Here is a 19,387-nt window from a genome sequence, read left to right on the forward strand (position 1 = left end):
TTTCCTACATCTGCCTGGGGTCAATGGGGATAGACTCCGGGCTTTGCTGTCGAGCGCCACGCGCCTCACAACAAAAAAAACGAGGTCATACATGACGACTGCTCTACGCCAACCCACGCTGTCCAGCCAATGCCTGGCCGAGTTCCTCGGTACTGCACTGCTCATCTTCTTCGGTACCGGCTGCGTCGCCGCGCTCAAGGTCGCGGGCGCCAGCTTCGGCCTGTGGGAAATCAGTATCATCTGGGGCGTGGGCGTCAGCATGGCGATCTACCTCACCGCCGGCATTTCCGGCGCGCACCTGAACCCGGCGGTGAGCATCGCCCTCACCCTGTTCGCCGGTTTCGACAAGCGCAAGCTGCCCTTCTACATGCTGGCCCAGGTATGCGGCGCGTTCTGTGGCGCAGCGTTGGTCTACACCTTGTACAGCAACCTGTTCTTCGATTTCGAACAGGCCCACGCCATGTTGCGCGGTAGCGAAGCCAGCCTGGAGCTGGCCTCGGTGTTCTCTACCTATCCGCACCCGTCGCTGTCCACCGGCCAGGCGTTCCTGGTCGAAGTGGTCATCACCGCCATCCTGATGGCCGTGATCATGGCCCTGACCGACGACAACAACGGCCTGCCGCGCGGCGCCATGGCCCCGCTGCTGATCGGCCTGTTGATCGCCGTGATCGGCAGCGCAATGGGCCCGTTGACCGGTTTTGCCATGAACCCGGCCCGCGATTTCGGGCCAAAACTCATGACCTTCCTGGCCGGTTGGGGCGAAATCGCCTTCACTGGCGGTCGGGACATGCCTTATTTCCTGGTTCCGGTGTTCGCACCGATCCTTGGCGCCTGCCTGGGGGCCGCGACCTATCGCGGCCTGATCGCCCGCAACCTGCCAATGGCAGCCGCCGTGAACCCTGAGACAAATGACAATCGCCAGGGCGATACTCAAGTCAATTGACGCCGGCATCACGCCCAGCCCTGAACCCCTATTTTCGCAAGGCCTACGACCATGACAGACACCCAGGATAAGAACTACATCATCGCCCTGGACCAGGGCACCACCAGTTCGCGGGCCATCATTTTCGACCGCGACGCCAATGTGGTGGGTACCTCCCAGCGTGAGTTCGCCCAGCACTACCCGCAGGCGGGCTGGGTCGAGCACGACCCGATGGAAATCTTCGCCACGCAGAGCGCGACCATGGTCGAGGCCCTGGCCCAGGCGGGTATCAGCCACGCCCAGGTCGCCGCACTGGGTATTACCAACCAGCGCGAAACCACCGTGGTGTGGGACAAGGAAACCGGTCGCCCGGTGTACAACGCCATCGTCTGGCAGTGCCGCCGCAGCACCGAGATCTGCGCCCAGCTCAAGCGCGACGGCCATGAAGACTACATTCGCGAAGCCACCGGCCTGGTCACCGACCCGTACTTCTCCGGCACCAAGCTGAAATGGATCCTCGACAACGTCGAGGGCGCGCGCGAACGCGCCGAGCGCGGCGAGCTGCTTTTCGGCACCATCGATACCTGGCTGATCTGGAAGTTCTCCGGCGGCAAGGTGCATGTCACCGATTACACCAACGCCTCGCGCACGCTGATGTTCAACATCCACAGCTTGCAGTGGGACGAAAAACTCCTGGAAATCCTCGGCATCCCACGGCAGATGCTGCCCGAGGTACGCCCTTCTTCCGAGGTCTACGGCCACACCAAGAGCGGCATCGCCATTGCCGGTATCGCCGGCGACCAGCAGTCGGCGCTGTTCGGCCAGATGTGCGTGGAGCCGGGGCAGGCCAAGAATACCTACGGTACCGGCTGCTTCCTGCTGATGAACACCGGCAATCAGGCGGTGAAGTCATCCCATGGCCTGCTCACCACCATCGCCTGCGGCCCACGCGGCGAAGTGGCCTATGCGCTGGAAGGCGCGGTATTCAACGGTGGTTCCACCGTGCAATGGCTGCGTGACGAACTGAAGATCGTCAACGACGCCCTGGATACCGAGTACTTCGCCAGCAAGGTCAAGGACAGCAACGGCGTATACCTGGTGCCCGCCTTCACCGGCCTGGGTGCTCCGTACTGGGACCCGTATGCCCGTGGCGCCCTGTTCGGCCTGACGCGTGGCGTGAAGGTGGACCACATTATCCGCGCGGCACTGGAGTCGATCGCCTACCAGACCCGCGATGTGCTCGACGCCATGCAGCAGGACTGCGGCCAGCGCCTGTCCGAGCTGCGTGTGGACGGCGGTGCGGTGGCCAACAACTTCCTCATGCAGTTCCAGGCCGACATCCTTGGCACCTGCGTGGAACGGCCCAAGATGCGCGAAACCACAGCGCTGGGCGCGGCCTATCTGGCAGGCCTGGCCTGTGGCTTCTGGAGCGGCCTGGACGAGCTGCGCGACAAAGCGATCATCGAGCGCGAGTTCAGCCCACAGCTGGACGAAGCGCAGAAAGAGAAGTTGTATGCCGGCTGGAAAAAAGCGGTCGAGCGTACCCGTGACTGGGAAGATCACAAGGCCTGATCGCTGCCTGAACGACGAAGCGATCTCGACGCGGTGCATGGCACCGGCTGCGCCGGTGTTCGCGGCTAAAGCCGCTCCCACAGGGTCCCTGCTAATTCAATGAGTTATTTGCAGTCCTGTGGGAGCGCCGGCGCAGGCCAGAAAATCGATGCAGGGCCTTTGTCCCCGCGGCCGCCCCGATAGTCTACTGGTCGTAGTCCGCGTCCTACGGCATCATTGCAGCATTTGTCCGGCAGCCCCAAAGGACCGCCCATGAATCTGCCCCCTCGCCAACAACAAATCCTCGAACTGGTGCGCGAACGCGGTTACGTCAGTATCGAAGAAATGGCGCAGCTGTTCGTCGTCACTCCACAGACTATCCGCCGTGATATCAACCAGCTGGCCGAGCTCAACCTGTTGCGCCGTTACCACGGTGGCGCGGCCTATGACTCGAGCATCGAGAACACCGCCTACGCCATGCGTGCCGACCAGATGCGCGACGAAAAGCAACGCATCGCCGAGGCCGTAGCCCAGCAGATTCCCGACCATGCTTCGGTGTTCATCAACATTGGCACGACCACCGAGTCCATTGCCCGGGCGCTGCTCAACCATAATCACCTGAAGGTCATCACCAATAACCTGCACGTGGCCGCAATCCTTGCCGCCAAGGACGATTTCGAAGTGCTGGTGGCGGGAGGCACGGTGCGTCGTGATGGCGGTGTGGTCGGCCAGGCCAGTGTCGACTTCATCAACCAGTTCAAGGTCGACTTCGCCCTGGTGGGCATCAGCGGCATCGACGAAGACGGTAGCCTGCTCGATTTCGACTATCAGGAAGTGCGGGTATCCCAAGCGATCATCGCCAATGCCAGGCAAGTGATCCTTGCCGCCGACTCCAGCAAATTCGGGCGCAATGCCATGGTGCGCATGGGCTCGATCAGCCTGGTCGACTGCCTGGTGACCGACCAGGCGCCGACGGCCGCCCTCACCCAGCTACTGAACCAGTACAAGGTTCGGCTTGAGGTGGTTTGAGAGCTGACAGGCGCATGCCGCAGGGTTTGTCGCGCCTGTGAGATTCGAGCGCCGCCCGCGCCGCGCTCGATCTCACAGGCGCTATACCTTTCAAACCGATCATCCAAAATTTTCGTAAATGTTCACTTCCATTGTCATCTGATCAGTTTTTTCTATAAAGACTGACTGGCGACCGGCTTTCTGTTGCGCTAGTATTTTCGAAAACGAACATCAATGTTCATATTCGATGTGAACAGCCCCCAGGAGGCCTTGCCCGTGTCCCAGCCCGTTTCGTCCCAGCCCCCACTCGCCGACTGCTATGACCTCGCCGTGATTGGCGGCGGCATCAATGGCGTGGGCATCGCTGCCGACGCCGCCGGGCGCGGCCTCAAGGTGTTCCTGTGCGAAAAGGACGACCTTGCCCAGCACACCTCGTCGGCCAGCAGCAAGTTGATCCACGGCGGCCTGCGCTACCTGGAGCACTACGAATTCCGCCTGGTGCGTGAAGCACTGGCCGAGCGCGAAGTGTTGCTGGCCAAAGCCCCGCACATCGTCAAGCCCATGCGCTTCGTGCTACCGCACCGCCCACACCTGCGCCCGGCCTGGATGATTCGCGCCGGCCTGTTCCTGTATGACCACCTGGGCAAACGCAAACGCCTGGGCGCCTCGCGCAGCCTGCGCTTTGGCCCCGGCTACCCGCTCAAGCCAGAGATCACCCGTGGTTTCGAATATGCCGACTGCGCGGTGGACGATGCCCGCCTTGTCATACTCAATGCCATGGCCGCCCGTGAAAACGGCGCGCACATCCGCACCCGTACTCGTTGCTTGCGCGCCGAGCGCAGCGAAGGGGTCTGGCAAGTCGAGCTGCAGCACGCCGACGGCAGCCTGCAGACCATCCGCGCTCGCGCCCTGGTCAATGCGGCCGGCCCGTGGGTAGCCAGTTTCATCAAGGATGACCTCAAGCTCGATGCGCCCTATGGCATCCGCCTGATCCAGGGCAGCCACTTGATCGTGCCGCGCCTGTACGAGGGTGAACACGCCTACATCCTGCAGAACGAAGACCAGCGCATCGTCTTCTGCATTCCCTACCTCGACCGCTTCACCCTGATCGGCACGACCGACCGCGAATACACCGGCGACCCAGCCAAGGTGGCGATCACCGACCAGGAAACCGACTACCTGTTGAAAGTGGTCAACGCGCATTTCAACCATCAACTGGGCCGCGGCGATATCCTGCACACCTATTCGGGCGTTCGCCCGCTGTGCAACGACGAATCTGACAATCCATCGGCAGTGACCCGCGACTACACCCTGGCGTTGTCCGCCGAGGAAGGCCAGGCGCCGTTGCTCTCGGTGTTCGGCGGCAAGCTGACCACCTACCGCAAACTGGCCGAGTCAGCCATGGCCGAGCTCAAGCCGCACTTCCCACAGATGCGCGGTAGTTGGACAGCCAGCTCGCCACTGCCAGGTGGCGAACGGATGACCACCGTGCAAGCCTTGGTCGATGCGGTGCTGGCCCGTTGTGGATGGCTGCCGGTTGATATCGCCAAGCGCTGGGTTCTGACTTATGGCAGCCGCGTATGGCAGTTGCTCGAGGGTGTGCAGGGGCCGCAGGACCTGGGGCAGTCCATCGGTGGCGGGTTGTTCGCTCGTGAAGTGGACTACCTCATGCGGGAAGAATGGGCCATGAGCGCGGACGACATCCTCTGGCGTCGCACCAAGCTCGGCCTGTTCACCAGCGTCACGGAGCAAGAAGCGCTGATTGAGTACCTTCGCCACAAGCAGGCAACCCAGGCCGCAACTCGCGCGGCCTGACATCCCAGGGTAGCCGCCCGCAACGCGGGTGGCCGCCCCGCTTCACTCGGCAAATCGCCTCCACGCCTCCTCGGCCAGTGCCCGCAGCAACTCACGCTCGGCCGCTTCCAGCTGATGCATCAGCTCGTCGGCTTTTTGCAGGTAGAGCTGTTCGCTAGCGCTTGCAGCTTGCGCCTCATACTCGGCCAGGCGCTGGTGGTAAGGCTCCGCAAGCTGCTCGAACCGTTCGGCGTACCGCCGCCTGGTGTAGTCCACCCAGAACGGCCTCTGCGCCAGGGCCTGCTGAATGACCTGAGGCGTCTCGGTTTCCAGTACCTCCAGTCGAGCTTCGACCAGTTCGGCGTCCGTTATATTGGCATATGACGCGTAATGCATGTCCTCGACATGGATCGGCAGTTCAAGCGCCTGCGCCAGCTGGTTACGGAACAACAGCCTGACCTCGATTTCATCGACCCGGTCAATGGCACCTGCGCGCATGCGCTGCACATGCCGGGCTGCGATCGCGTCCACCAGATCCAGCCGGTAAAGCTGGCGCCCCAGGCGTACCAGGCTTTGTTCCATCATGGCCGGTGGTACACCGCTGACACCCTGCTGTACCAGCACACCGACTTCCAGCTGATTCAATATCAACAGCAAACGGTCTTCACAACTGCGCGGCCCCCCGACCTCGCGGAACAACTGCTCGCGCACCACTTCGCTCTGCTCACAGGCATCCAGGATGCGCCATATGCGCCGACGGTAGTGGCCCGGGTGTTCCGTAAAATCGTCCCCCTGGCTCAGATCAGCCAGAAACCGGAACAGGTCGCGCGACCCGACCTCCTGCTGCAACCGATCCCAGGTCGCCTCGCGCTGCCTGCGCAGCGCCGGGTCACGGGTTTGCGTCCACAGCTCGCGGACCTCCACACTGGCTTCACGATGCTTGTAGGAGGTGCTTCCTCGGGTGCCCGGGATTGTGCCGACATGCGTACGGTCGAGCTGCTCATGGCTGGCCCGGCTCAACGGGTTGTCATGCAGCTCGATTCGCGCCAGTCGCAAGTTCAGCCCTTGCATTTCCCGCTGCAGTTCGCGAATCCGGTTTTCTCGTGCGTCAATCAACGCTCTCCAGGAGGCGCGTGCCAGCAACTCCTCCAAATCCACCAACTCGGTCGCTCGCAGATGCAGTTGCCGCACATGACGCAAACCTGACAGGTCCGGCGCCTGGCGTAGCGGATTGAAACTCAGCTCGATCGTATCCAGCAACGCCAGCTGGGCAAAGCGATGATTGGCTTCGGCGTTGATCACGATCTGGTTACGTGCAAGGTTCAGGCGGCGCAGGTGTACCAGCCTTTCTATTCCCGGCGGCACCTGAGTGAGGCGGTTTTCGCTCAGGTCCAGTTCGACCAGGTTGGGGAAGCGGTGGAGAAAATCCGCTTCGATGCTCGCCAGGTTCATATTGCGCAGGACCAACCGTTGCACATGCGCAAATTCGAGCCCCGCAGGCAGCGTCGGCAGCTCACCGACATGCTCACCATCGATTACCAGCTCGTATTCGTCATTGGCATCCACCAGCTTGCGCCGCCAGCTGCGACGCAAGGTTTCGGCGACCCGACGGCGCCTCACGGCATCGGCAGGTGTTCGCCATTGGCCTTGCCATTCGCTCAAGGCCTGCCGCAGCTCCGCAAGCTGGCGTTGCAGCAGCTGGTAGTGATCCCAGAGACTATGGCCTTGCGCCCGCACAGCGTTCAGATAAGCCTGCAGCTGCAACTCGCTGAGCGTCGGAAAGATCTGGTGAATCCCGCGCCTGATCGCTTGCTGGCTGCTCTCCCCACCGCCGCTGAGCCTGTAGCCCAGGCGTCCGTCGCCAAAGCGCCTGGGCAGATGGATGCCTTCACCCGATGGCGCCAAGCCAATCAGCCGGCCAGCCAGTTCGCGATCGGCACTGGCTGCTTCCATCAACCAGTCACGTAGTTGCCTGGCATCGAGGCTACTGGAGCCCAGTGCGACCTTCTGCTCTTCGTCCAGGCATTGCACCACCACCTTCAGCAACGACTGGCCAGCACCCTCCGTGTTCGCACCATCGCCCTTGTCGAGGCGGTAACCTGCCCCGCTCCTCACGATGACCCTGGCCTGGGCTTTCGACTCGGGATGACTGGCAAACTTCACGCGACCATTCCGGCTGCCCGAGCGCAGCTCCACAGGGTGCGAAGAGGGCCATGGCGCCTTCTTCGCAACCAGCCCCATCACCAACTGCTCGCTGTCTGCGTTGATCATGCCATGCAAGCGCATGCCGAGGCAGGCCTTGTCCAGACGGCTGTCCCGAGCATACCCGCGCGCCCGTTCAGCCATGCTCAGCGGCGGGCGCCCAGTGGTGCGGAAGCTTTCCAGCTGAGCCGTGCTGGTGTGCCTGATGATTTCCGCAGCCCCATGAGGCGTCAGGCCCTTGAACGCCTGCATCAGAATCACCTGGTCTGAATCAAGGGGTTCGCTCAGGGCGGCGAACGCCTCTTCGAACGATGGGCCTTCAAGCCCGGCTGAACTGCGATGCAGGCCTATGCGCTCATGCATGTCCTGGATCCGTGCCGGGACCGGCGCCAGCTCTACGCACAGGCGGCGCAGCTCATCGGTGCCGTAGCCAGTGACAGCCACAAGCGTGCGCGCATCATCCTCCAGCACACTGCCGAGCGTTTGTGGGGCGAGAGCTTGCAATAACGCTGCAGGACTTTGCTCCACGTGCGCATGCGTGCTGCCGTGCATGAGTTTCACCTTGCCCCCTGCGGCCAGTCCAGGTTCCAGCGCATCAACAAACGGAATGCGCGGCAATACATGCATGGTCCCGGAAACCGCCCCGGCCAGTGCCAGGTTCTCGGCAACGCTGAACAGGTGAGCCAGCGCTGCTTGGCGATCCCCTAATCGCCAGGCCTCATAGCCTTCGTAGACCTCGTCCAGCAACTGTGCGGCGTTGATCACCAGCAGCACCTCGCCCAACGTGGGTACGAAAAAAGCCGCCATCCCCAACAGGTCAAGCCCTGCGGACAGCATCTGCTGCAACCGCTGCTGCCTGCTCTGGCGATCTTCATCATCCGTGGGCACGGCAATGAACCGCGCATCGTCGAAGATTCTGGCCATCTGCTGCGCCTGGACGTGGGCGAACACATCACCCGTGACGGGCAGGTTTCGGCCGTCTAGCTGTAGCGACGAGCCAGGAGCGGATGCTGCAAGCAGACTGGTCAACACCTGGTTGAATCCGCTGCAGTCGCGAGCCTTGATGAACCGCTCGAAAAACCGGCGGAACGAGGGCGTACGCAAGCGCATGCCCATGTCCTGGTAGGCTTGCGGCCAGCTATCGTAGTGACGGATGGCCTTCTCAGGATCGTCAGGAACCCACAGGATGACTTCATCGATCACATCGTTGCCGGCCACTCGCCATTCGAACGCGATTACACCGACGATGCACTTGCCAAGCAAATAGAGCTGACGCGCAATCAAAGTACCGTTGGCACCATCCCTTTCACTCTGCGGGGTGAAACATGACAGCAATCGCCGCAGGTCCGCTTCGTCCATATGCCCCTTGATCCTGGCCTCGTACAGCGAAGCTCTCAGACGGGTACGCTGGCAGTCCTGGAAAAGCTGCTCGATTTCCTTGCGCGCCTGATCCCTGGGTTGGCCACGGCCCGACTTGGGCTGCAGCGTATTCTTCAGCAATGCCTGATAGCCCGCACCAATATCCAGGCTGCGGCACATCGCGGCGAAATGCTCAAACGAAAGGGGCAAGGCTACGCCCTGGGCGCCGACCAGCTTTGCCTTGCGCAAGAGCCAGGGCTGGGTTTCATGGTCCTGGAAGTTGTGCAAAGCCGCCGCCAGCAAACTGTGCCGTGACTTGTAGGTTTCCATGGGTTGGTACAGTTTCTCGGCGGCCGAAGGCAGTTTGAATTGTTCTTCGATCGAGACGAACGCCCGCCGCGGATCAACCTGCTCCAGCCCGGCATCGCGCAGGGCCGTTTCCAACCGAGCCAGGGCAAACGTCTCGATCGAAGGAACAGGCTGCATCACCTGGCGCAAACGCTCGGCGCAGGCCTGCTGGGCCAGCAAGGCCTGGCGAAAGGCTTGTGCATGCGCAGCCTCGGCATTGACGAGCCAGGAAGGAAGTTGTCGCGCTATCAAGTGATCGACAGAGGTTTGGGCAAATGAATGAATTGCAGCCACTGAGGGATCTCCAGTTTGGAAAGCCCGGATGTGAACACGTGCACTGATCCACCCCGTGGTACATATGTCGGCTCGACACAGCTTGCCGACCTGCCATTCGGATTTCCGAACACCAAGCAAGCATTCGTTCGGAAAACCGTCACGACATGGCAAGCCTGAAAACCGAAAAATCGTTTGTATCCCTCGGAATATGCGACGTTATGATCGATATCAGGGCTTGGCACGACTCATGCTCTACACTTGGTAGCCGAATGCACTCGCTTCTTGCGGTATTCGTTGAACGAAAGAGTCCGCCAACGGCTCCATAAAAAAAACAAACACGTCGAGGAAAATTTGATGCGTATCGTTCGTCAATTGCTGGGCGCCGCCATCGCGGCCGCTGTGATCGCTTCGCCGGCCATGGCCGAAGAACTGACCGGCACCCTGAAGAAGATCAAGGATTCGGGCACCATCACCCTGGGCCACCGCGACTCCTCCATCCCGTTTTCCTACCTGGCCGGCAAGCCCGAGCCCGTGGGCTACTCGCATGACATCCAGCTGGCTGTCGTCGACGCCCTGAAGAAGCAACTGGGTACGGACATCAAGGTCCGCTACAACCTGGTCACTTCCCAGACCCGCATCCCGCTGGTGCAGAACGGCACCGTGGACCTCGAGTGCGGCTCCACCACCAACAACGTCGAGCGCCAGCAGCAGGTCGGCTTCTCGGTCGGCATCTTCGAAGTCGGTACCCGCCTGCTGACCAAGGTCAAGGACGGTCAGCCAGCATACAAGGACTTCCCGGACCTGGCCGGCAAGAACGTGGTGACCACCGCTGGTACCACCTCCGAGCGCATCCTCAAGGCGATGAACGCCGACAAGCAGATGAAGATGAACGTGATTTCCGCCAAGGACCACGGTGAAGCCTTCAACATGCTCGAAAGCGGCCGCGCCGTGGCCTTCATGATGGACGACGCCCTGCTCGCCGGCGAAATGGCCAAGGCTCGCAAGCCGTCGGACTGGGTCATCACCGGTACCCCACAGTCGTACGAAATCTACGGCTGCATGGTGCGCAAGGATGACGCAGCCTTCAAGAAAGCGGTCGATGACGCCATCGTCGGTTACTTCAAGTCGGGCGAAGTCAACAAGAGCTACGACAAGTGGTTCCAGCAGCCGATCCCGCCAAAGGGCCTGAACCTGCAGTTCCCGATGAGCGACGAGCTGAAGAAACTGATCGCCGAGCCGACCGACAAGGCCGCGGACGAGAAGAAGTCCTGACTCTCAGATAGTGGCTTGGTGCTCAACAGCACCAATCAATTCTGCAGGCCACCCATTAGTGTCTAACCTTTCATCCGAGGGCGTTCGCCGCCCTCGGATGCTCGAAAGTGCCCGTGAAACAATCGTCTGAGGGGAAATCCCGATGAATTACAACTGGGACTGGGGCGTGTTCTTCAAGTCCACCGGCGTGGGCAGCGAGACCTATCTGGACTGGTACGTCACCGGTCTGGGCTGGACCATCGCCATCGCCATCACCGCCTGGATCATCGCCTTGCTGCTGGGTTCGCTCCTCGGCGTCATGCGCACCGTGCCGAACCGTGTGGTAGCAGGTATCGCCACTGCCTACGTGGAGCTGTTCCGCAACGTGCCGCTGCTGGTGCAGCTGTTCATCTGGTACTTCCTGGTGCCAGACCTGCTGCCAGAAGGCCTGCAGGAATGGTTCAAGCAGGACCTCAACCCGACCACCTCGGCGCTGATCAGCGTGGTCATCTGCCTGGGCCTGTTCACCGCAGCCCGCGTGTGCGAACAGGTGCGTACCGGCATCCAGGCGCTGCCCCGCGGCCAGGAAGCCGCCGCCCGCGCCATGGGCTTCAGCCTGTCGCAGATCTACACCAACGTGCTGCTGCCGCAAGCCTACCGGATCATCATTCCGCCGCTCACCTCGGAATTCCTGAACGTGTTCAAGAACTCGTCGGTGGCGTCGCTGATCGGCCTGATGGAACTGCTGGCGCAGACCAAGCAGACCGCCGAATTCTCGGCCAACCTGTTCGAGGCCTTCACCCTGGCCACGCTGATCTACTTCACCCTGAACATGGGCCTGATGCTGCTGATGCGCATGGTCGAGAAGAAAGTCTCGGTGCCCGGCCTGATTTCCGTAGGGGGCAAATAAATGGACATGGATTTCAGCGAAATCATCCCGGCCCTGCCAGCCCTGTGGGAAGGCATGGTCATGACCCTGCAGCTGATGGTCATGGGCGTGATCGGCGGCATCGTACTGGGGACCATCCTGGCTTTGATGCGCCTGTCGTCGAGCAAGCTGATGTCGAACGTGGCCGGTGCCTACGTCAACTACTTCCGCTCGATCCCGCTGCTGCTGGTAATCACCTGGTTCTACCTGGCTGTACCGTTCGTGCTGCGCTGGATCACCGGCGAGGACACCCCGGTGGGTGCCTTCACCTCCTGCGTGGTGGCATTCATGATGTTCGAGGCCGCGTACTTCTGCGAAATCGTCCGCGCCGGCGTGCAGTCGATCTCCAAGGGCCAGATGGGCGCCGCCCAGGCCCTGGGCATGACCTACGGCCAGACCATGCGCCTGATCATCCTGCCCCAGGCCTTCCGCAAGATGACCCCGCTGCTGCTGCAGCAAAGCATCATCCTGTTCCAGGACACCTCGCTGGTATACACCGTGGGCCTGGTGGACTTCCTCAACTCGGCACGCTCCAACGGCGACATCATCGGGCGCTCCCATGAGTTCCTGATCTTCGCCGGTGTCGTGTACTTCCTCATCAGCTTCTCCGCTTCGTGGCTGGTCAAGCGCCTGCAAAAAAGGATCACCGTATGATTTCCATCAAGAACGTCAACAAGTGGTACGGGGACTTCCAGGTACTGACCGACTGCAGCACCGAGGTCAAGAAGGGTGAAGTGGTAGTGGTGTGCGGCCCGTCGGGCTCGGGCAAGTCCACCCTGATCAAGTGTGTCAACGCCCTGGAGCCGTTCCAGAAAGGTGACATCGTGGTCGACGGCACCTCGATCGCCGACCCCAAGACCAACCTGCCCAAGCTGCGTTCGCGCGTTGGCATGGTGTTCCAGCATTTCGAGCTGTTCCCGCACCTGTCCATCACCGAGAACCTGACCATTGCCCAGCGCAAGGTGCTTGGCCGTAGCGAAGCGGAAGCGACCAAGAAGGGCCTGGCCCTGCTCGACCGCGTCGGCCTCGGTGCCCACGCCAAGAAGCACCCCGGCCAGCTGTCCGGCGGCCAGCAACAGCGCGTGGCCATCGCCCGCGCCCTGTCGATGGACCCGATCGTCATGCTGTTCGACGAACCGACCTCGGCGCTGGACCCGGAAATGGTCAACGAAGTACTGGACGTGATGGTCGAACTGGCCCACGAAGGCATGACCATGATGTGCGTGACCCACGAAATGGGCTTCGCCCGCAAAGTGGCCAACCGCGTGATCTTCATGGACAAGGGCAACATCATCGAGGATTGCCAGAAGGAAGACTTCTTCGGCAACCCGAGCGCCCGCCACGAGCGTACCCAGCACTTCCTCAGCAAGATCCTGCAACACTGATTTTGCTTCACTGAAGCGGTCGGCGCTGCTGCCCTTTCGGGCAGCAGGCGCTGGTCGTGACAAGGCCACTGTGATGAAATGCGATCCTTCGCTTCTTCTCCCTGCCAAGCCTGCCGTGAAATCCCGCCTCCTCCGCCAATTGCTGTTGCCGCCACTGATCATCCTGCTGATGGTCGGCCTGGGCATGGCTGGCTACCTGATCAGCGAGAGCAACGGCATCCGCACCCTCAGCGAAAACGGCGAGCGCCAGCTGGAGCTGCACGCGCGCACGGTCGAGAGCGAAATCAGCAAGTACACCTACCTGCCGAGCCTGCTGGAGCTGGAAGACAGCGTCTCGCACCTGCTCACCGACCCTGACGGCGGCTCGCGGCAGACCGTCAACGAATACCTCGAAGGCCTGAACCGGCGCAGCCGCAGCCGGGCCATCTTCGTGCTCGACACCAACGGCCGGGTCCAGGCCACCAGCAACTGGCGCGATGCCGACTCGTTCCTCGGCGAAGACCTGTCGTTCCGGGCCTACTTCCAGACCGCAGTGCGCGGCGAGCCCGGGCGTTTCTACGGTATTGGCAGCACCACCGGCGAGGCCGGCTATTACCTGGCCCATGGCCTGGAAGAGCACGGCAAGATCATTGGTGTGGCGGTGATCAAAGTGCGCCTGGACACCCTTGAGGAGCGCTGGCAGCGTGCCCGCCTGGAGGCGTTCGTCAGCGACGAGAACGGCATCATCATCCTCTCCAGTGACCCGGCCCGGCGCCTGAAGTCGGTACGCCCGCTGACCCCGCAAATCAAGGAGCGCCTGGCCCGTAGCCTGCAGTACTACTGGTGGCCGCTGAACGAGCTGCAGCCCCTGGCCCGGGAAACCCTGGCCGATGGTGTGGAAAAGCTGACCTTCCCGGCCAACAGCGAAACCGCACAGGGCAAGGCCCGCGAAATGGCCTACCTGGCCCAGACCCGGCGCCTGGCCGATACACCCTGGCATTTCACCCTGCTGACCCCGCTGCAGGACCTGCGCCGCGAATCCATGGTGCAGGGCATCCTGGTAGGCGTGGCCTTCGCCTTGCTGGCGATTCTCGGCATCGCCTGGAACGAACGGCGCAAGGTCATCGCCACCCGCCTGGCAGCCCGTGAGGCCCTGCAGGAAGCCAACAGCCAGCTGGAGCGACGGATTGCCGAACGCACGGCCGACCTGCGCGCCAGCAACGAACGCCTGAAAGGCCAGATTCGCGAGCGCCGGCATGCCGAGCAGACCCTGCGCCACGCCCAGGATGAACTGGTACAGGCTGGCAAGCTGGCCGCCATCGGGCAGATGTCGACCAGCATTGCCCACGAACTGAACCAGCCGCTGGCCGCGCTGCGCACACTGTCCGGCAACACCGTGCGCTTCCTCGAACGCGGGGCGCTGGAAACCGCCAGCACCAACCTGCGCACCATGAACGACCTGATCGACCGCATGGGCCGCATCACCGCCAGCCTGCGCTCGTTCGCCCGGCGCAGTGACGACAGCGGCCAGGCCTCGCTGGCCAAGGCGGTGGACGCTACCCTGCAGGTGCTGGCCAACCGCATCAGCGCCTGCCACCTGCAGTTGCACAATCAGTTCGAGGACCAGCAACTGGCCATCGACCAGACCCGCCTGGAGCAGATCCTGGTCAACCTGATCGGCAACGCCCTGGATGCCATGGCCGCCCAGCCACTACCGCAGCTGTGGCTGGAAGGCGAGCTGCAGGGCGACAAATACCGTTTGCAGGTGCGTGACAATGGCCACGGCATCGACGCCGAGGCGCGCAAGCACCTGTTCGAACCCTTCTTCACCACCAAACCGGGCGAACACGGCCTGGGCCTGGGCCTGACCCTGTCGGCGAGCCTTGCCGCCGCCGCCAAGGGCAGCCTCAACGTCGAGCACCCCGCCAGCGGCGGCACGGCCTTCGTCCTGGCCCTGCCGCTGGTATCACCCCCTAGCGAATCGGCAGAGCACCCATGAACCAAGCGCCTCTTACCGTCCTGATCGTCGAAGACGACCCGCATGTGCTGCTCGGCTGCCAGCAGGCGCTGGCCCTGGAAGATATCGCCTGTGAAGGCGTGGGCAGCGCCGAGCAAGCGCTGGAACGCATCGGCGACGACTTCGCCGGCATCGTCGTCAGCGATATCCGCCTGCCGGGCATCGATGGCCTGGAGCTGCTCAACCGCCTCAAGGCCCGCGACCGCAGCCTGCCGGTGGTGCTGATCACCGGCCACGGCGATATCGACATGGCGGTCGGCGCCATGCGCAATGGCGCCTACGACTTCATGGAAAAGCCCTTTTCCCCGGAGCGCCTGGTCGACGTGGTACGCCGCGCCCTTGAACAGCGCGGGCTGTCGCGCGAGGTGGTGGCCCTGCGCCGCCAGTTGGCCGAGCAAAGCAGCCTGGAGGGGCGCATCATTGGCCGCTCGCCAGCCATGGAGCACCTGCGCGAACTGATCGCCAACGTCGCCGATACCTCGGCCAACGTGCTGATCGAAGGCGAGACCGGTACCGGCAAGGAACTTGTCGCCCGCTGCCTGCACGACTTCAGCCGCCGCCAGGGCCAGCCCTTCGTGGCGCTGAACTGTGGCGGCCTGCCGGAAAATCTGTTCGAAAGCGAGATTTTCGGCCACGAGGCCAACGCCTTCACCGGTGCCGGCAAACGCCGCATCGGCAAGATCGAACACGCCAACGGCGGCACGCTGTTCCTAGACGAAGTGGAGAGCATGCCGATCAACCTGCAGATCAAGCTGCTGCGCGTACTGCAGGAGCGCACCCTGGAGCGGCTGGGCTCGAACCAGAGCATTCCGGTGGACTGCCGGGTGATCGCCGCAACCAAGTCCGACCTGGATGCAATGGGCCAGAGCGGCCAGTTCCGCAGCGACCTGTATTACCGGCTGAACGTGGTAACCCTGGAGCTGCCGCCGCTGCGCGAGCGCCGCGAAGACATCCTGCAGCTGTTCGAACACTTCCTGCAGCAGTCGGCCCTGCGCTTCGACCGTGAAACACCTGCGCTGGACAGCCAGACCCTGTCGCGCCTGATGGCCCACGACTGGCCAGGCAACGTGCGAGAGCTGCGCAACGTCGCCGAACGCTATGCCCTCGGCCTGCCGGCGTTCAAGAAAGGCCCCAGCGGTGGTGCCAGCCAAGGTCTGGGCTTTGCCGAGGCGGTGGAAGCGTTCGAGCGCAACCTGCTCAGCGACGCCCTGCAACGCACTGGCGGCAACCTGAGCCAGGCCAGCCAGGAGCTGGGCATGGCCAAGACCACGCTGTTCGACAAAGTGAAAAAATACGGCCTCGGCTGACCTCAAACCCAACCTGGAAAGACAACGTGGACCTGGTATTCAAAGCGGCCCTTGGCGCTGGCGTGGTGCTGCTGCTGGCGGTGCTGTCGAAGACGCGCAATTACTACATCGCCGGGCTGGTGCCGCTGTTCCCTACCTTCGCCCTGATTGCCCATTACATCGTCGGCAAAGGGCGCAGCATTGCCGACCTGAAGACCACCATCCTGTTCGGCATGTGGTCGATCATTCCGTACTTCGTGTACCTGGCGACCTTGTATGTGCTGGTCGACCGCCTGCGCCTGGAGGCATCGCTAGCACTGGCCACGGTGGCCTGGCTGATGGCCGCGACCGTGCTGGTGACCTTGTGGGTGCGGATGCACTGATCGGAATCGGCGCTGGCCTCTTCGCGGGTAAACCCGCTCCCACAGGTTCCTCACATTGCCTGAGGTCTGTGCCGTACCCGCGAAGAGGCCTACGCGGATTCAGAGCCCTGCGATATGCGTGACATCCTGCCGATGCGCCTGCAGGTAGGGCAACACAGCCCCCAGCAGCGGCGCCTTGAAAGGCTCCTGGAAGCGGTGCGCCAACCCCGGTATCAAACGCAACTGGCTACCTTGAATATGTGCCGCAAGGTGTACGCCATGCATTACCGGCAACAACGGGTCGGCCGTACCATGCACCACCAATGTCGGCACCCTCAACCGGTTCAATAGCTCGACGCGGCTCGGCTCGGCCAGGATCGCCATGATCTGGCGCTTGGCCCCGTCAGGGTTGAACGCCCGGTCGTAGGCCACGGCCGCCTGCTGCAGCAAGGCTGCACGGTCGTCATGCACCTCGGGGCTGCCCAGCGCCGCCAGCAGGTCGGCCTGCTGTTCGATGGCCACTTCACGGTTCGGCGCGCTGCGCCGGGCCAGCAGTTGCACCAGCGCCGGATCCGGCGCCGGCAACCCCGCCGCCCCTGAACTGGACATGACCAGCGTCAGGCTGCGCACGCGCTCGGGCGCCATGGCCGCCAGGTGCTGGGCAATCATGCCGCCCATGCTCACCCCCAGCACGTGGAACTGGCGCACGCCCAACGCATCCATCAGGCGCAGACCATCGTCCGCCATGTCGGTCAGCGTATAAGGCGCAACCACCGGCAGGCCCAGTTTGTAGCGCAGCAATTCGACCGTCAGGTTGGCCGACGGTGGCAACTGGCTCCAGCGTGACAGGCCGACATCGCGGTTGTCATAGCGGATCACCCGAAAGCCCTGGCGGCACAATGCCTCGACCACATCGTCCGGCCAGTGGATCAGCTGCCCGCCCAGGCCCATCACCAGCAGCAAGGCAGGGTCGCGTGGCGCACCGACACTCTGGTACACCAGGCTGACCGCCCCCAGCTCGGCCCGCTGCACCGGCACCTGGGCGTCACAACGCTGTTCAGCGAAACTCGCAGGTACGCCGAATACACAGAAAAGAAAAAGCCAAAAAGCCCGCATGAAAGAAACACCAGAATGCAGATCCCCAGTAGAGCGCGAGTCTGATGAATTCTGTTCGGGCGCGCTGCCACAGTTCAGTGACAGTTTGATGACTCCCGCCAGGCGGTGCGACCGAACGCCCAGTCGACAGGCGCGGCAACATGAGGGAAACTCAACTCATTCCCTATTTCCTCAAATCCACACCCCGGAGTCAGCAGTGCTGGAGATCCGTCACCTGAAAACCCTTCATGCCCTGCGCGAGGCCGACAGCCTGGTGGAGGCTGCGGAGCGCCTGCACCTGACCCAGTCGGCGCTGTCGCACCAGTTCAAGGAGCTGGAAGAGCGCCTGGGCCTGCCGCTGTTCGTACGCAAGACCAAGCCGATCCGCTTCACCAGCGCCGGGCTACGCCTGCTGCAACTGGCCGATGCCACCCTGCCGCTGCTGCGCAGCGCCGAACGAGACATCGCGCGCCTGGCCGGTGGCACCGCCGGGCGCCTGCACATGGCCATCGAATGCCACAGCTGCTTCCAGTGGCTGATGCCGACCATCGACCAGTTCCGCGATGCCTGGCCGGAAGTGGAGCTGGACCTGGCCTCAGGCTTTGCCTTTGCCCCGCTGCCGGCCCTGGCCCGCGGCGACCTCGACCTGGTGGTGACCTCCGACCCGCTGGACCTGACGGGCATCACCTACGTGCCGCTGTTCACCTACGAGGCGATGCTGGCGGTGGCCAACCAGCATCCGTTGGCCAGCAAACCCTACATCGTGCCGCAGGACCTGCTCGACCAGACCCTGATCACCTACCCGGTGGAGCGCGATCGCCTGGACATCTTCACCCGCTTCCTGGAGCCGGCCGACATCGAGCCGGCCGCCGTGCGCACGTCGGAGCTGACGGTGATGATGATGCAACTGGTGGCCAGCGGCCGTGGCGTTTGCGGCATGCCGCACTGGGCGCTGCACGAGTACAGCTCCCGCGGGTATGTGAAGGGCAAGCGCCTGGGCGAGAAAGGCCTGTTCGCCACGCTTTACGCCGCCGTGCGCACCGACATGCTCGATGCGCCGTACATGCGCGACTTCTTGCTGACAGCCAAGGACACCTCGTTCGCCACCCTCGATGGTGTCAGCGCGGTGCGCTGACGGCCTGGCGGTACAGCGGCAGGATCAGGTCGCGGGTCAGGGGAGCCAGGTGCATGGCGGGTACCTGGTCAGCGGCCAGCCAAACCACCTCTTCGATCTCCGCGGCCGGGCACACGGCGGCGGCGCTGTCGACACGGAACAGTTCGGCCTGTACCTCGAAGCCCGGCTCGTTGGCGGCCGGGGCGCTGAACTGGCCCAGGTGCACGGCCTGGGCCGGGTCGAGGTGCAGGCCCAGTTCCTCATGCAGCTCGCGCACCAGCGCCTGCAGCGGGGATTCGCCAGCATCGATCTTGCCGCCAGGTTGCATGAAGGCCTGGGTGCCGCGCTTGCGAACCAGCAAGGTGCGGCCCTGGGGGTCGATCAGCAGGGCGGCGGCGATGCGGATGGTCTTGGGCATGGGCTGGGCTCGCTTGAAACAATGGCCGGGGAGGATCCCATGGGGGTCCTGGCCTGACAAGGCCAGTGTTTCCTGTGCCGGCCCTTTCGCGG

General features: G+C 63.0%; 15 protein-coding genes. 12 read left to right on the plus strand and 3 right to left on the minus strand.

From position 1 onward, the window contains the following. Positions 1-91: 91 nt before the first annotated feature. The 4 genes from A4C63_RS13835 (at position 92) to glpD (ending at position 5,296) form a co-directional block, all read left to right on the plus strand. A complete protein-coding gene (locus tag A4C63_RS13835; protein ID WP_063913144.1) occupies positions 92-943 on the plus strand; it encodes an MIP/aquaporin family protein in 852 nt (283 codons plus the stop codon). Positions 944-994: 51 nt separating this feature from the next. After that, positions 995-2,494 carry a glycerol kinase GlpK gene (gene glpK, locus A4C63_RS13840; RefSeq protein WP_063913145.1) on the plus strand — a complete coding sequence of 500 codons (1,500 nt, stop codon included), beginning with the start codon at positions 995-997 and terminating at the stop codon, positions 2,492-2,494. Between the two features lie 252 nt (positions 2,495-2,746). Next, complete coding sequence (gene glpR / locus A4C63_RS13845) at positions 2,747-3,502, plus strand: DNA-binding transcriptional repressor GlpR (protein WP_063913146.1); 756 nt, start codon at positions 2,747-2,749, stop codon at positions 3,500-3,502. Positions 3,503-3,757: 255 nt separating this feature from the next. After that, positions 3,758-5,296, plus strand: a complete 1,539-nt coding sequence (glpD, locus tag A4C63_RS13850) for a glycerol-3-phosphate dehydrogenase (RefSeq protein ID WP_063913440.1) — start codon at positions 3,758-3,760, stop codon at positions 5,294-5,296. A 42-nt stretch (positions 5,297-5,338) separates the two neighbouring features. Here the strand turns inward: glpD and A4C63_RS13855 are convergent, their stop codons facing one another. Next, positions 5,339-9,631, minus strand: a complete 4,293-nt coding sequence (locus A4C63_RS13855) for an NEL-type E3 ubiquitin ligase domain-containing protein (protein WP_256202941.1) — start codon at positions 9,629-9,631, stop codon at positions 5,339-5,341. A 183-nt stretch (positions 9,632-9,814) separates the two neighbouring features. On the opposite strand from A4C63_RS13855, the gene A4C63_RS13860 reads away from it, so the two are divergent. The 7 genes from A4C63_RS13860 (at position 9,815) to A4C63_RS13890 (ending at position 16,689) form a co-directional block, all read left to right on the plus strand. Next, positions 9,815-10,732, plus strand: coding sequence for a glutamate/aspartate ABC transporter substrate-binding protein (locus A4C63_RS13860; RefSeq protein ID WP_025340398.1), 918 nt, complete (start codon positions 9,815-9,817; stop codon positions 10,730-10,732). A 142-nt stretch (positions 10,733-10,874) separates the two neighbouring features. Next, positions 10,875-11,621 carry an amino acid ABC transporter permease gene (locus A4C63_RS13865; RefSeq protein ID WP_063913147.1) on the plus strand — a complete coding sequence of 249 codons (747 nt, stop codon included), beginning with the start codon at positions 10,875-10,877 and terminating at the stop codon, positions 11,619-11,621. Then, on the plus strand, positions 11,622-12,293 hold the full coding sequence (locus tag A4C63_RS13870; protein WP_063913148.1) for an amino acid ABC transporter permease: 672 nt from the start codon (positions 11,622-11,624) through the stop codon (positions 12,291-12,293). Next, entirely contained in the window at positions 12,290-13,024 is a 735-nt protein-coding gene (locus A4C63_RS13875; protein WP_003258023.1) for an amino acid ABC transporter ATP-binding protein, read from the plus strand. The genes A4C63_RS13870 and A4C63_RS13875 overlap by 4 nt, the downstream gene beginning before the upstream one ends. Before the next feature lie 73 nt (positions 13,025-13,097). Continuing rightward, a complete protein-coding gene (locus A4C63_RS13880; protein ID WP_063913149.1) occupies positions 13,098-15,002 on the plus strand; it encodes an ATP-binding protein in 1,905 nt (634 codons plus the stop codon). Beyond that, a complete protein-coding gene (locus tag A4C63_RS13885) occupies positions 14,999-16,327 on the plus strand; it encodes a sigma-54 dependent transcriptional regulator (RefSeq protein ID WP_013973972.1) in 1,329 nt (442 codons plus the stop codon). The genes A4C63_RS13880 and A4C63_RS13885 overlap by 4 nt, the downstream gene beginning before the upstream one ends. Before the next feature lie 26 nt (positions 16,328-16,353). Next, on the plus strand, positions 16,354-16,689 hold the full coding sequence (locus A4C63_RS13890; RefSeq protein ID WP_025754578.1) for a GlpM family protein: 336 nt from the start codon (positions 16,354-16,356) through the stop codon (positions 16,687-16,689). Between the two features lie 99 nt (positions 16,690-16,788). Here A4C63_RS13890 and A4C63_RS13895 read toward each other — a convergent pair whose 3' ends face one another. After that, a complete protein-coding gene (locus tag A4C63_RS13895) occupies positions 16,789-17,784 on the minus strand; it encodes an alpha/beta fold hydrolase (protein WP_063913150.1) in 996 nt (331 codons plus the stop codon). A gap of 196 nt (positions 17,785-17,980) precedes the next feature. Here A4C63_RS13895 and metR point away from each other — a divergent pair, with 196 nt between their 5' ends. After that, complete coding sequence (metR, locus tag A4C63_RS13900; RefSeq protein ID WP_063913151.1) at positions 17,981-18,898, plus strand: transcriptional regulator MetR; 918 nt, start codon at positions 17,981-17,983, stop codon at positions 18,896-18,898. On the opposite strand, the gene A4C63_RS13905 is transcribed toward metR, so the two are convergent. Next, positions 18,882-19,295, minus strand: coding sequence for an NUDIX domain-containing protein (locus A4C63_RS13905; protein WP_063913152.1), 414 nt, complete (start codon positions 19,293-19,295; stop codon positions 18,882-18,884). The two genes, metR and A4C63_RS13905, sit on opposite strands and share 17 nt — an antisense overlap. Positions 19,296-19,387 lie beyond the last annotated feature (92 nt).

Source organism: Pseudomonas sp. p21, assembly GCF_001642705.1.
Classification (GTDB): domain Bacteria; phylum Pseudomonadota; class Gammaproteobacteria; order Pseudomonadales; family Pseudomonadaceae; genus Aquipseudomonas.